Origin of the sequence: Paenibacillus sp. GCM10027626, from assembly GCF_042676285.1 — a bacterium.
In the GTDB taxonomy this organism is placed as follows: domain Bacteria; phylum Bacillota; class Bacilli; order Paenibacillales; family Paenibacillaceae; genus Paenibacillus_Z.
Genome location: NZ_JBHTHC010000001.1, coordinates 567,459 through 580,856, shown reverse-complemented (window position 1 = coordinate 580,856; position 13,398 = coordinate 567,459). Strand labels below are relative to the sequence as shown.

Sequence of the window (13,398 nt, the reverse complement as noted above, 5' to 3'; positions counted from 1 at the left end):
AAATGACATGGATTGATATTGATCGTACATCCGGCATTCCGTTATATAGGCAGATTTATGAGCAGTTTCGCAAAAAAATACTGCAGGGTGAAATGCAATGCGGGGAACAGCTCCCCAGTACGAGGGAACTTGCTTCTTATCTTCAGGTGTCGCGAAATATTATTGTCGAAGCATATGAACAACTGCTTGCAGAGGGATTTATTGAAGGCCGTCACGGCTCGGGAACCTATGTTGCAGAAGGGATATATCTTGAACGTCTCGATCATGAATGGGTTATACCTTGCAATCCAGCAGCGGACTCGGAGAAAGAACACGGGGATATCATCAATTTTCGTCATGGTATTCCTGCGTTGGATCTTTTCCCGCGAAGATTATGGGGACAGCTTGCCAAGCAGATCTATAATGATGCAGCCGACGCGACTTTCGGATACGGGCAACCAGAAGGCTGCCATGAACTAAGAGTCGTTTTAGCGCGTTATTTGCTTAAAACAAGAGGGGTTATTTGCGATCCCGAACAACTGATCATTACTACAGGGGCTACTCAGGCACTTTCACTGATTGCGAAGCTGTTGCATACCCCTGGTTCAGAAGTTATTGTTGAAGATCCCATCACACATGAGATTCATACGATTTTCTCATTGCCGGGTACGACTTTGCAGCCTGTTCCGGTAGACCAGTACGGACTCCGAACCGATCTGCTACCTATTAATAAAAAAGCAGGCTTCGTATATGTCACCCCATCACATCAGTTTCCACTTGGTGGCGTGCTGCCTATACAGCGCCGCGTCCAGTTAATTCAATATGCACGAAGCGCCGGCAGTTATATTGTCGAGGATGACTATGACAGTGAATTCCGCTATGAAAGCCCTCCGATAAGCTCTTTGCAGGGATTGGATCCTGATCGCGTTATCTATATTGGCACTTTCAGTAAAAATTTGTTACCCGCGCTCAGGATGGGCTATATCATTCTTCCCCATTCCCTTATAGAACGCGGCCGCAGCCTGAAGTGGCTGACCGATTTGCATACGCCATCACTGGAACAGCTGATTCTCGCCCGCTTTATTGATGAAGGACACCTGGATCGTCACATTGCCAAAATGAAAAAAGTATATCGGCGGCGCAGGGATTGTTTGATCCGCTCCCTGACACAGTATTTTGCCGATCAAGTAACGATCCATGGGCATTCTACCGGTTTGCATCTGGTTGCTGAATTTTCGGGGCTCGTGTTTACATCGGCAATGTTACAAAGAATAGAACAGGCAGGGGTCAAAGTTTATCCTGTAGAAATCCACGCCATTCAAAAGGATAAGCAGCAAAATCGCATCATTATGGGGTATGGGAATGTAACGGAAGAGGAAATTGCTGAGGGAGTGAGGCGTTTGCGGCTGGTTATTACCAGATGAACTGCAAGTAGGGTCAGGGAGCCGCTTCCCGGGCCCTACTTGTACATACCAATACCCCTTGGGATTGGCGAATTATTCCCATTTGAAAAAGCGAAGAGATATACACATACATATTACTGTAAGTACAATCATCACAACCACGGGAATGATAACACTATCCATTGGAATGCCAAGTGAAGCGGCTTTCAACATCTTAATGCCCTGTGTCAGCGGCAATAGATCGGCCACTTTTTGAAGCGCCGCAGGCATGACTTCATAAGGTAAGGTAGCACCAGAAAAAATGAGCATTGGAAAATATAGCAAGCTGGCTAAAGCACTTGCTGTTTTCATGTTTGGTGCCATTCCACCCACCAATAGTCCTATGCTGAACATAGACAGCATGACCAGTAAGTATGCGCCTAAAAATTGTAGCCATGAGCCATGAAATTGATAACCAAAGAAAATGGTTGCAGTCATATAAACAAGGATAAGTGAAACGATGGAATAAAGCGCATAGATGACAACTTGTACTGCTAAGATAAGGGCGGGACTGGTCGGCGTTACCTTAAAGCGTTTTAGTATCCTCCTGCTTCGGTAATCGGATATCACTAAAGGAAGTCCCATAACTCCTCCAGCGCAAATAGCAATCGTCGCCACCGCTCCAAAGGATTGTTCCAGGAAGGTATAAGCAGTGCCATCGAAAGCTGGCTTATTTCCGAAAACCGCACCTAAAATGATCACTACGACGACAGGCATGCAAATCGCAAAGATGAACATGTCCATCCCGCGCAGCGATAGTTTGCACTCTGTTTTGAGCAGGGCTTTAAATGCACTCATTTTCTTCTTCCTCCTCGTCTGTATACCAAAGATATGCATCTTCAAATTTTTCATGAGGACTGGCCGCAACCGCTTCCTGTACTGTCCCGTAAAAAATGCTTTTCCCGTTTTTCAGAATCATGATTTTGTCACAGAGAGCTTCCACTTCGTCCATGAAGTGAGAGGTCAACAGAATGGTTAGCCCTTTTGCTTTTAAGTCGGAAAGGCTTTTCCACACATCCCGTCTGGCTCTCGCATCAAGTCCGGTGGTCAACTCGTCTAAAAATACAACTTCGGGATTTGGAATTAACGCAAGAATGATGAATAGTCGTTGCTTCTGTCCTCCCGATAGCTCGCTTACATGGCTTTTCAGCATGTCTGAAAGCCCAAATTGTTTTAACAAGCTCTTGTAATCCAGTGCGTTTTTGTAAAGGGACGCAGTGACCTCACAAAGTTCCACCACCCTTATTTTTTCTTGGTAATTGGCTTCTTGAAATTGAACACCGACCCTTTCAAACAGTTTTTTTCGTTCTTTTTGCGGATTCATTCCCAAAATGGATACGGTTCCGCTGTCCTGTTTTTTCGTGCCTAATATACACTCAATGGTGGTGCTTTTGCCTGCACCGTTTGCGCCCAGCAAGCCGAACACTTCACCGCGACAAATCGATAGATTTAGATGATCAACTGCTTTGACATTGGCGTATGACTTGCTCAAGTTTTCTACCTTGATAGTTGTTTCCACGTTATCAAATCCCTCCTGAATTCTCTCTTTGCATAAATAAAATAACACCAGAGTAAAGTCTGGTGTTAAAGTGTAGGGTTTGTTGTAAATTGCTTTTTCATTTCCTCAAGGTGAACGAGCATCACTCGAGCGTTTTTCTCGGCGTATTGTAAGGATGTAAGCAGTTTATCACATACGGAGATAATGTCTTCATTTTCTTCGGGTGTATCAATTACCTCTCGTATGTCTGCTTTGGGATCACTGGATAAAGCATTCAGCATCCGTAAAATTGCTGCAAGGGAGTAATTTGCACAGCGCAAAGAGCGTATTATTTTCAGACGCCTAATATCCTCATCGGTATAAACGCGATAACCATTTTGCTTTCGTTTCACAGTCAGTAAACCATTCATTTCCCAATTTCTTAAAGCGTCCATTGAGATTTGCAGAAGATCAGCCGTTTCTTTTCTGGTCAAAATAGCGTTGCTCGGTTCTTGATTTTCACCTGACAACAGCTTTTCTGTAATCGCTATCGCTTCTTGGGCGTTTCTTTGTTCTCTTTTTATTTGTTGTAAATAACGCTCCGTCAGAATATTAGCTCTGTCAAAATTTCTGGCAGACGAGGTCTTAATAATATCAATTGCTTGTTTTCGCAGACCGTTTTGCAAAACCTCGACTTTTAGAGCCGTTCTCACGAATTTAAGCTGCTCCACATGGAAATCTGTAAAAACACGATAACCATTCGCTTTCCGTTTCGGTTTAGGAATAAGTCCAAGTTCCTCATAAAGCCGCACAGTGTTGGGATGAATTCCAATGCTGTGCGCTATTTCTGCTGTTTTATAGGTATTCATGCAATCCTGCCACCTCCATCTCCCTGCACTATATCATCACTCAAAAGTCTGGTGTTATAGTAGAGGGTTTTTATTATAACCAATGTAAAGCTCGGTTTGTTCCAAACTATCTGGATGATTTCCATTAAGAACTGTCAAAATCGTCTTTTCTGGCTCATTTCCCTGCATCAAATACCCCTGCCGCTACGCAGCACCGACAAAAAGATAAAAATACACGTCTTTTTGAACGGCTTTATGGTGCTAACCCTCTCCGAACTTTTTACCGAAAACCGGGAAAAGCCTCACTTCAATTCAGATCGCATCTGCTCTCTCCATTTCATTAAATTTGTGATTGCCTTCTCCTCACCGCCAAGGTAGATGTCTTCAATAGTCATTGACCAGAATTTATACATGCGCCGTCTTTCTTTGTTTGGGAGCGGATTGGCTATTTTCTCTACATTGATTACTGACTCTCGATTTTTCTTTTGAATATATGAAGTTTCCCAACCATGATCATAAGCTTCTATAAATAAACGAACCAACTGTGCGTAAGCTTCCTCCGTGAAGTTGGATGGATGCTGAATCATATAACATGATACAAGCCAAAAATGCAGAGCATACAATTCTGGATCATTATGCTCCCAAACAAGGGGAAAACCAAACAATTCGTAACAAGAAAAACCGTCAGTCTCCTTCGCTCCACACTCCGTACATCTTCCAGACTCCATCACCGTACGATTATCTACCATGTTGAAACTACCCTCCTAAATGCACCATTTTACCGGATCCCCTTAAAGGACATTATAGAACTTAACGTAACGTCAATGTCAATATAAAAGAGAGGGAGATCTTGATGCAGCCTCGGAGGTCATTCATCATGGATCATATACGGCTCTTCCTCTATAATATCCTTGGCCTGCTCGTTTTTGCGCGCTTTAAATAGCCGGATAATTTCGTCAAGATCGTCGCGGTCCAACAACTTCACGCCATTATAAGCAGCCAAAGTTTCGCATGCTTCGGTAAAATAACCAGACGTAATTACTAACGATTTCTCGGCACCGTAATATCTAATCGAAGCATACACTTCTTGCACTGCACCGAGGCCGACTGGATTGGAGACCGCATACCGCTTAGCTTGCACGACATAGCGGCAGCCATCGCGATCCGAGAAGACAACATCTGCGCCAAAATCCCGACTACTCACGGTCTTGTATGTATCCGCGTATCCCAAAGCTTTAAATAGACGAAATAAATATTCTTCAAATTCCTTGCCGTCATCCATCTTGTCAATGTGCTTCATCGTCACCTTGTAAGGGTCCAGCGTCTTTATTTTGCCCGTTCGAAAGGTCAATCGGACGATGATAACTACAGCAATAATCAAGGCAACGGTAATCAATATTTCTTGCATGCCTCTACCTCATTTATTCCGTTTGGTGCTGAACGGCTTTTTCCCACATACTGACCATGTAGCTGCAAAGCTGATCAAGCGGAATCGCAAACGAATTTTGCGCGATATTGACTGGAGCTTTAACCATGCTTCGATTAAGACCCATCAGCATTTTTTTCAAGCCGCTCTGCCGGTCAAGATAGCTTTGATTGTCATTCAGTTCGATGCCGATAAACTGCTGCCCCATAAACATATACAGCTTGATCTCTTTGATGTCTGTCCACAGCAGTCTCCCGCCGCCAATATAGGAGGAATTGTCAGTTAGCCCTTCCTCATCGATAACAAGAGACGGCTTTTTGTTGATCAACCGATACATAAAATAGAGCAGACAAGCGCCGAAAAAGAGGATCGAAATGATGCCAATTGCCATTAACGCACCCGCAGATTCCTGCTCCGTTAACGCCACTGCAACAAAAATGATGCCTAAAACAACGAATATAAGCGCCGCTATGGTCAAGCCGACCATTTTTTTCACATTTGGATAGATGATTAATGGTTGAGAATCAACAGCTCGCACGCCGGAAACCGCTCCTTTCGCTATTCGACTATTAGTTTATTTTCAATTGTTCGGCAAAGGCAGCCTAGTTGGCGCTTATGCGGATTCCTTATCCTCTCTATCTTACACGAAAGAGCTACACGATCGAATAGAAAATTTTTTCTGAATATTTGAAAAAAGATGCTCATTATGTTAATATGGATTCCATCATAATTGGCGATGAAGAGAAACATTACGAAGGCGTTTATGTCCAGAGAGCAGAGGATTTGCTGGAACCTTTGTCTTAAGCCCTTGGTAAGCGGTCGTCTCGGAGCTTTTGACCGAACGTCGGTTTGCAGCTGCCCGATCAGTAGGCTCAAACGGAATGGCACTCGTTATCGTGCTGCAGGTAAGGACTTCTTACCTCATAAGGCCGGCAGCCGCAAGGTTTCCGGTGAACCTGGGTGGTACCGCGAAATTTCCCCCTTTCGTCCCTTTGGCGCATAGCATTGCTTGCTTGTGTCTGAAGGAACGGAAGGGGTTATTTATGTTTATATACCAAAAAGCAATGAAGAGAATAAATGATGAGGCCGTTTATGTCCAGAGAGCAGAGGGATTGCTGAAACCTTTGCCATAATTCCTTATCAGATGTCGTCTCGGAGCTTTTGACCGAACATCGGATTGGATTGCAGCTGCCCGATCAGTAGGCTCAAACGGATGGGCACTCGTTATCGTGCTGCAGGTAAGAACTTTCTTACCTCATAAGACCGGCTTCCGCAAGGTTACCGGTGAACCTGGGTGGTACCGCGAAATTTCCCCTTTCGTCCCTTCTGGCACAACGGCAATTGCCTGCTTGTGTCTGGAGGAACGGGAGGGGTTTTATTTTATTTAAGGAGGATGCGAAGATGACTTTTACATCTGCTTACACGAATGACCCTCAACATTTCATAAATGGATCGGAGATGCTGCTGCGAGGCTTGCTGCTGGAAGGTGTAGAATGTGTATTTGGATACCCGGGAGGAAATGTCCTTTATATCTATGACGCAATGGCGGACAACCCGGACTTTAAACATATTTTGACCAGACATGAACAAGGAGCGATTCATGCAGCGGACGGCTATGCGCGTTCAACAGGAAAAGTAGGCGTATGCCTCGCGACTTCCGGACCTGGCGCCACCAATCTGGTAACAGGAATTGCCACCGCTTATGCCGATTCGGTGCCGCTTGTCATTATTACTGGCAACGTTCCGACGACCGTTATGGGTACGGATGCCTTTCAGGAAGCTGATATAATCAGCATCACGATGCCGATCACAAAGCACAGCTATTCTGTGCGCGACGTACACGACCTTCCCCGCATTATTCATGAAGCCTTCCATATTGCAAGCACTGGAAGAACGGGGCCGGTATTGATCGATATTCCGAAAGATATATCCAATCATAAAATGCTGTTTCAGCCGTGCGACCGGCTTGAATTAAGGGGCTACAATGCCGATCCTGCCCCGGATTCCGCCGAAATTGATAAATTGCTTCAGGCAATTGCACAAGCCGAAAGACCAGTCATTATCTCCGGAGGCGGAGTCGTAAATTCCAATGCTTCGCAGGAACTGCTTGAGTTCGTAAACCAAACGCAAATTCCGGTGGCAACCACCTTGCTCGGTTTGGGCGGCTTTCCGAGCGCCCATCCCCTTTGGCTGGGCATGCCGGGCCATCATGGTACTTATGCGGCGAATATGGCGATCCAGCATGCTGATTTGATTATTTCAATCGGTTCACGATTTGACGACCGGGTCACCATGAGAACGGACGGCTTTGCGCCGCATGCCAGGCTCATTGCCCATATCGATATCGATCCGGCCGAAATCGGAAAAAACATTAGAACGGACATTGCCTGTATCGGAGATATAAAGACAGTGCTGCAAGCTGCTAATACGAGAGCGGTCCCTGCTCAATCTCGCAGCTGGATTAATCATGTTCAAGATAACAAGCTGCGGTACCCGATGCGATACAAAGATTCCGATTCAGAGCTTAAACCGCAATTTGTGCTAGAGATGATCAATGAAACGACCCGGGGAGAGGCGATTATTACCACAGATGTAGGCCAGCATCAGATGTGGGTGGCCCAATTTTATAAATTCAACCATCCCCGCTCACTAATTACTTCAGGAGGCCTCGGAACGATGGGATTCGGCTTTCCCTCCGCGATCGGTGTCCAAATCGGCAATCCCGACCGCCTTGTCATCTCTATAAACGGAGATGGAGGAATGCAGATGTGTGCACAAGAGATGGCGATCTGTGCGATTCTTAATATTCCAGTCAAAATCGTCGTCATTAACAATCAAGTACTGGGGATGGTTAAGCAGCAGCAAGAGCTTATCCATGGGCGCCGATACAGCCACATAGACTTGGCGGGAAGCCCCGATTTCGTGAAATTGGCAGAAGCTTATGGTATTAAGGGCTTAAGAGCAAGCACGAAACGCGAAGCAGCCGAGATTTGGCAGGAGGCTATGGAGACACGAGGGCCTGTACTGACAGAGTTTGTCGTACCGATGGAAGAGAATGTATATCCTATGGTGCTTGCCGGAACAACATTGGATCAAATGATACTCGGCGATCTTGAGTAATTCAAAGGCTGCGGCCCTGGGCGAAAAAAAAGCGCTGAGCCGCAGCAATATGTATTGGTTTCTAACAAGATTCACTTAAGCTTATCCATTGAGTCCATAACTAATTTTTCAATTCTAAGAATAAAATTGGTAAAATCATGAGGTTCGTTTGTTACTTTTTCTATAATTGATAATCTAAAGTTATTATTTGCATACTCAAAAATATACCCGCTCTCTCCAGCGGTTTCCTTCATTAATGCAACGAACGTAGACTCGCCGTTTGAACCTGTCTTGAACTCATTCATTTCTTGTATACTGCCATAAGCACTAAATACGATATTGCTGCCCAGTATAGTTAATTCTATTTTTTGATACAGGCCCCATGTATCCACTTTTGACATGATGAATAAATGAACATTTTGAATATCAGCGATTGTGACGTATTTCAAATCTTCGATTTCACATTGAATCGCCAACAATATGCCGTCATTAAAAAAGGCTCTTCTCGCTTGTTGATTAATTTCAACTGTATTACTGCCAGCGTTAATATTATGGATAGCTATTGTTTCCCCCTCCATATCAACTCCTCCTTCGCAATTAAGGCATCCGAATCCGCTCTCCCTCAAGCAACGGTTCGCTGCTTTCCAGAATAACCTGCTCCTGTGCGAACAGCCCTTCACTGATCGCCGACTCCGTATCCGAAGCATCGAGAACAGTAACAGCGGTCTTGCGCACATAAAAGGCATTCCCCAGCGGGCCGTCTCTCGTTTCAATTGTCCACACGTAGCGGTCTTCACCCTCCGAATGGATCGCATTGTTCGGCAGCAGCAGAACGTCCGCTGTCTTCCTTTCAAGCCTAACCTCTACTCGCTCACCCGCGTGCAGCCGCTCATCCTGCAGCGTAACCTTCACCCGCTTGTTCTGAGAGCTGGCAGTCGTCTCATCGCCATGGTCTGCGGCCTCGATTGCTTCAATTTTTCCTTCAAACTGCTGAGCCCCCTCTCTTTTGGCCCACACCTCAATCACTTCACCGATTGCAAGCAGATCCGCCTGCTCCGGGGGTGCGGCAAACTCAAATTGCACGCCTAATTCCCGCCTGGCTAAACGCACCTCGTAACCGGCGCCTGTCGATGCCATCCCCTCCTGCAAATTCACTTGTACAACGATCCCATCGAATGGAGCGGTGAGCATACGGTTAGCGGACAGCTGCTGCTGTAATTGGCCGATTTTGCGCTGCTGCTGCTTGAGATCAATCTCACTTAGCTTTAGCAGCCGCTTTGCTTCGGCGATGAGCTTCTCATCTCCGCTCTGTGCCGCCTCATAAAAGCCTGCTTTCTCCCCTTCCCGAGCCAATTGCAGCTTTTGCAGTGCGGCCTGCTCTTCCAAAATCCGCTCCTTCGCCTCGTTCGTATCATAAGTCAGCAACAGCTGCCCCTTGCGCACCGCCTCCCCTTTCTTCACATGTACTTGGGCTACCTTCCTGCCTGCATCGCCGGCTAAATCTGCTTCCACAGCCCAGTGCAGCACAGCGCTTGCTTGAAAGGAATGGGTAAGCTCCCCTTCCCGAGCCGTCGTCACGACAACCTTGGGCAGCGTCAGCGCCATAATTGTATTGCCCAGCATCGTGCAGATGATAAGCAAGGCGGCGAACCCTATCGATAACAGACGAATTTTCCGCTTGCGGCTGTCTATGATGGCCACTTTTTCACCCCCTAACCTTTAATTCCAGTCAGCTGAATCCCTTCGACAAAGTAAGACTCCGCATATAAGAACAGCAGCACCATCGGGGCCATGTAAAGGACAGCGGCAGCAAAAGCGACCCCTCGTGCGCCTTCATTAATTTGAGCCAAATATAGGGATAACGGCTGCTTAAAGGATTCCTCCAAAAAAATGAGCGGCTGTTCTACCATATTCCAATTGTCTGCAAACAGCAAAACGACCAATGCGGCCATTCCCGGCTTAATAAGCGGTACGATCAGTTGGGCAAAAATACGTGCTTGACTCGCCCCGTCGATTTTGGCCGCTTCGATATAGGCTGTAGGGATTTGAAGCATAAACTGCCGCAGCATAAAGACGCCAAATGCGCTAAATATTCCAGGTAAAATGACTGCGGCTGGCGTATTCATCAGTCCGAGCCGCTCCACAATCATATAATTGGGGACGAGCGTCACTTGAAAAGGCATCAGCATCGTCAGCAGATAGAGGAAAAATAACGGTTCCCTCCCTCGGAAGCGCAGCTTGGCAAAGGCATAGGCAGCAAGAGAGGCAACGAGCACTTGGCCGGCGATAATCGGCAGCACGAAAAATACACTGTTCCAGAACATCTGCAGAAATATGGGCTGATCAATAAGCACCTCCGCATACTGGCGCAATGTGAACCAATCCGGCAGCAGCTTTAAATTGATAAATGTCTCTGCTGCAGCTGGCATTGTACCGCCCATTTGACCGAGCAAGTGATAGTTATGGCCGATTTCCGCTTCTGTCATAAATGAGTTTGTGACTGTAAGCATAACCGGGAACAGCATCCCGATTGCCAATACGGTCATCAGCAGTGTCAGTATTAATTGACGAGCAGCAGCCATCGTTCATTCCTCCCGCTTTTAATCCATGAAGCTCCGAAATTTACGTTCCAACGCGAGCATTCCGGTCACGACAATCAGAATACAGCCGACCATTAAAGCGGCAGCAGCTGTTAGCTTTTGCACATCCAGCGACTGAAACATGTTGTTCATATAATGCTGCAGCATATAGATCCGGTCATGAGGATAATCGCCAGCGATCAAATACGTTTCGCGAAATATTTTGAACGAATTGATGATCGACATGAGCGTGACGAAAAAGATCGTCGGCGTCAAATAGACCAGCGTAATATGCCGCCATTTATGCAGCTTCCCCGCTCCTTCAATATCGGCTGTCTCGTAATAGGTTTGCGGAACGCTTTGCAAGCCGGCCAAAAACAAGATGATGTTATAGCCGATATTTTTCCATACATAGACGATAGCAAGCACGACAATCGACCAATCGGATTTCATCCAATCGACCCGTTCCAGACCAAAGCTGTGGAGCCACATATTTAATGTGCCGTTCCAATCAAAAAGCAACTGCCACAGCATAACGGTCGAGGCGACCGGGACAACAAGCGGCAGGACGAAAGCTGTCTGCAGTTCATGGCGAAGCCATCTCGCCCGCTTAAGCCAGTGGGCAAGTAATAGGGACAGTACAATGAGCAGCGGCACACTAACCGCCGTAAATAATAAGGTATTGCCAGCCGCCTTGCGAAACGAGCTGCTGCGCAGCAAAGCAGCATAATTGTCCAGGCCGACGAACTGGCCGTCAAGCGGACGATCCTGCACAGAGTATACAATGCCAATCACGAACGGGATTACATAAAAGACAGCAAATCCGATCAGGCTCGGTGCAAGAAAGCATGCAGCCGCTACCCAGTCCTTGCGCAGCAAGCTACTCATTCAGCACCGTATTCACGCGATTTTGGATGAGCTTGGCGACTGCGTCAGCCGATTTTTGTCCGCTAAAAAAGGCAGTCGCTTCCTCCAAAATAATTTCTTCGATTTTTGAAGGCTTGAACTCGACAGGATAGATTGCCCCTGTAACAAACTTGTCCAAAGCAGCGATGTCGTTTGCTGTAATCGGAAATTGCTGATCCTTCATCGGACCGACCGGCTGATCGGACTTTACCTTCCCTTCCTTCAGCAGCTGCTCCGTCTTTTTTTGGTATACCGCTTTGTTCAATGGAAATCCCGCACTGTCAGCCTTCCCGTCCGCCATTTCCTCCGACAGCATAAATTTAATAAAATCCCATGCTTCCGCCTTCACCTTCGACCTCTCATTAATGCCCAGCGTCGTATAGGTGCGGAAATAGCTGCCGCCATGCTTCCCGTTTGCATTTGGTTTAAAGTACAGTTTGGATTGATAGGCATTGCCTTTCGTCAAAAACTCGCTCATTTTCATTTCGCGGATATAGTCGGCAGGCGAGACGATCGAGACGCGTCTAAACAATGCCAGCTCCGGTTTTTCTGTAATGATATTTTCAGCGAACAGCGTCTTTACTTGCTCCATCAAAGCTGTAAATGCCGGGGAATCAAACGTTGCCATTCCATTCTGCAAATCGACAAAGGCTGCATACTGGTCATTGACCATCTCATTCAATACATATTCCGCCGTGCCGTTCAAAGCAAACTGATGCTTATCGTCCGTATGCTTTACAAGCTCTTTCGCTGTCGCGGCGAATTGCTGCCAATCCCACTTACGGTCATCGAAGTCAACGCCGCTTTGCGTGATCGCCGTTTCGTTGCCGATCAGCGCTTGCACAAAAAAGCGAAGCGGCATCCCGTAAAGCCCGCCATTTTGCTGCAGGCCGTCCAATACATTGCTGAAGTAAGCTTCCTTTTTAAAGTCAGGGTCGGTTGCGATCAACTCGTCCAGATTGGTCAGCAGTTTTTTGCTTATATATTGTCCTGTCGGCAATTGATCCATCTCCAGCACATCCGGTCCGTTGCCGGACAGCATCGCTGTATTGGTCGTTTTCACAAACTTCTCCAGATTTTCTTCCAGCTCAGCCTCGTCAGGCGATGCTGATTTTAGCTCAATCGTAATGTTCGGATGCAGCGCTTCATATTTTTGCTTGGCTTCCTTGAAAAAGTCATCCGGGAAAAAAGTAGAGAAGACGATCGTTTTCGGCTCGTTGTCTTGGTCTTTGTTGTTGTCTTTGTCCGAGACAGAATTATTGGCCTTCTCCTTGTTCGGCTTTTCTACATCCGGAACCGCCAACTGATCGCTTGAACTGCCTGGAGCATTCGGCGAGCTGCAAGCCGCACAGAAAATAATTAACATCATTAAACATATAGTCAGCCTCTTCATTAGGTTTCTCCCTTTCCTCTATCTCATTTTCCTTCACCCGCATCCGCAGCTAATACTCTCTTAGTATAAATAGACGATATATAATAACTTTGATGAACTTGTATTGAAGTTGTAAAATTTTTTGAACCAAGAAGAAACGGCTGACGCCGTCCTTTGCGCGAGGCAAGTTTCTTCCCTCAGAAATATAAGCTGTGTATAAGGTGAAACTTATACTTTCTTATATTTGAAAAAAAAAAACGCCTAACGGCG

13 protein-coding genes are annotated in these 13,398 nt (G+C 46.3%); 2 read left to right on the top strand and 11 right to left on the bottom strand.

The annotated features are described in order from the left end of the window. Window positions 1-2: 2 nt before the first annotated feature. The gene (pdxR, locus tag ACFQ0N_RS02765; RefSeq protein WP_379322810.1) at window positions 3-1,403 is read left to right on the top strand and encodes a MocR-like pyridoxine biosynthesis transcription factor PdxR; all 1,401 of its coding nucleotides are present in this window, start codon (window positions 3-5) and stop codon (window positions 1,401-1,403) included. A 72-nt stretch (window positions 1,404-1,475) separates the two neighbouring features. Here pdxR and ACFQ0N_RS02760 read toward each other — a convergent pair whose 3' ends face one another. The 6 genes from ACFQ0N_RS02760 to ACFQ0N_RS02735 form a co-directional block, all read right to left on the bottom strand. Then, window positions 1,476-2,219 carry an ABC transporter permease gene (locus ACFQ0N_RS02760; RefSeq protein ID WP_379322809.1) on the bottom strand — a complete coding sequence of 248 codons (744 nt, stop codon included), beginning with the start codon at window positions 2,217-2,219 and terminating at the stop codon, window positions 1,476-1,478. Continuing rightward, on the bottom strand, window positions 2,206-2,940 hold the full coding sequence (locus ACFQ0N_RS02755; RefSeq protein WP_379322808.1) for an ABC transporter ATP-binding protein: 735 nt from the start codon (window positions 2,938-2,940) through the stop codon (window positions 2,206-2,208). Before ACFQ0N_RS02755 ends, ACFQ0N_RS02760 begins: the two co-directional genes overlap by 14 nt. A 65-nt stretch (window positions 2,941-3,005) precedes the next feature. Continuing rightward, the gene (locus tag ACFQ0N_RS02750; RefSeq protein WP_379322807.1) at window positions 3,006-3,767 is read right to left on the bottom strand and encodes a MerR family transcriptional regulator; all 762 of its coding nucleotides are present in this window, start codon (window positions 3,765-3,767) and stop codon (window positions 3,006-3,008) included. A 281-nt stretch (window positions 3,768-4,048) separates the two neighbouring features. Further along, on the bottom strand, window positions 4,049-4,495 hold the full coding sequence (locus ACFQ0N_RS02745) for a DUF5946 family protein (RefSeq protein WP_379322806.1): 447 nt from the start codon (window positions 4,493-4,495) through the stop codon (window positions 4,049-4,051). 119 nt (window positions 4,496-4,614) lie between these two features. Beyond that, window positions 4,615-5,154, bottom strand: a complete 540-nt coding sequence (locus tag ACFQ0N_RS02740; protein ID WP_379322805.1) for a restriction endonuclease — start codon at window positions 5,152-5,154, stop codon at window positions 4,615-4,617. Window positions 5,155-5,167: 13 nt separating this feature from the next. Continuing rightward, window positions 5,168-5,710, bottom strand: a complete 543-nt coding sequence (locus tag ACFQ0N_RS02735) for an STM3941 family protein (protein ID WP_379322804.1) — start codon at window positions 5,708-5,710, stop codon at window positions 5,168-5,170. Window positions 5,711-6,573: 863 nt separating this feature from the next. Here ACFQ0N_RS02735 and ilvB point away from each other — a divergent pair. Continuing rightward, entirely contained in the window at window positions 6,574-8,292 is a 1,719-nt protein-coding gene (gene ilvB, locus ACFQ0N_RS02730; RefSeq protein WP_379322803.1) for a biosynthetic-type acetolactate synthase large subunit, read from the top strand. A gap of 71 nt (window positions 8,293-8,363) precedes the next feature. Here ilvB and ACFQ0N_RS02725 read toward each other — a convergent pair whose 3' ends face one another. From ACFQ0N_RS02725 to ACFQ0N_RS02705, 5 genes are read right to left on the bottom strand one after another with little or no spacing between them, the layout of a single operon-like run. Next, a complete protein-coding gene (locus tag ACFQ0N_RS02725; RefSeq protein WP_379322802.1) occupies window positions 8,364-8,849 on the bottom strand; it encodes a hypothetical protein in 486 nt (161 codons plus the stop codon). Between the two features lie 19 nt (window positions 8,850-8,868). Beyond that, window positions 8,869-9,972, bottom strand: a complete 1,104-nt coding sequence (locus ACFQ0N_RS02720) for an efflux RND transporter periplasmic adaptor subunit (protein WP_379322801.1) — start codon at window positions 9,970-9,972, stop codon at window positions 8,869-8,871. An 11-nt stretch (window positions 9,973-9,983) separates the two neighbouring features. Next, entirely contained in the window at window positions 9,984-10,853 is an 870-nt protein-coding gene (locus tag ACFQ0N_RS02715; RefSeq protein ID WP_379322800.1) for a carbohydrate ABC transporter permease, read from the bottom strand. Between the two features lie 18 nt (window positions 10,854-10,871). Further along, on the bottom strand, window positions 10,872-11,738 hold the full coding sequence (locus ACFQ0N_RS02710) for a carbohydrate ABC transporter permease (RefSeq protein ID WP_379322799.1): 867 nt from the start codon (window positions 11,736-11,738) through the stop codon (window positions 10,872-10,874). Continuing rightward, window positions 11,731-13,149: an ABC transporter substrate-binding protein gene (locus ACFQ0N_RS02705; protein ID WP_379322798.1), complete on the bottom strand. Its 1,419-nt coding sequence runs from the start codon at window positions 13,147-13,149 to the stop codon at window positions 11,731-11,733. The genes ACFQ0N_RS02710 and ACFQ0N_RS02705 overlap by 8 nt, the downstream gene beginning before the upstream one ends. Window positions 13,150-13,398 lie beyond the last annotated feature (249 nt).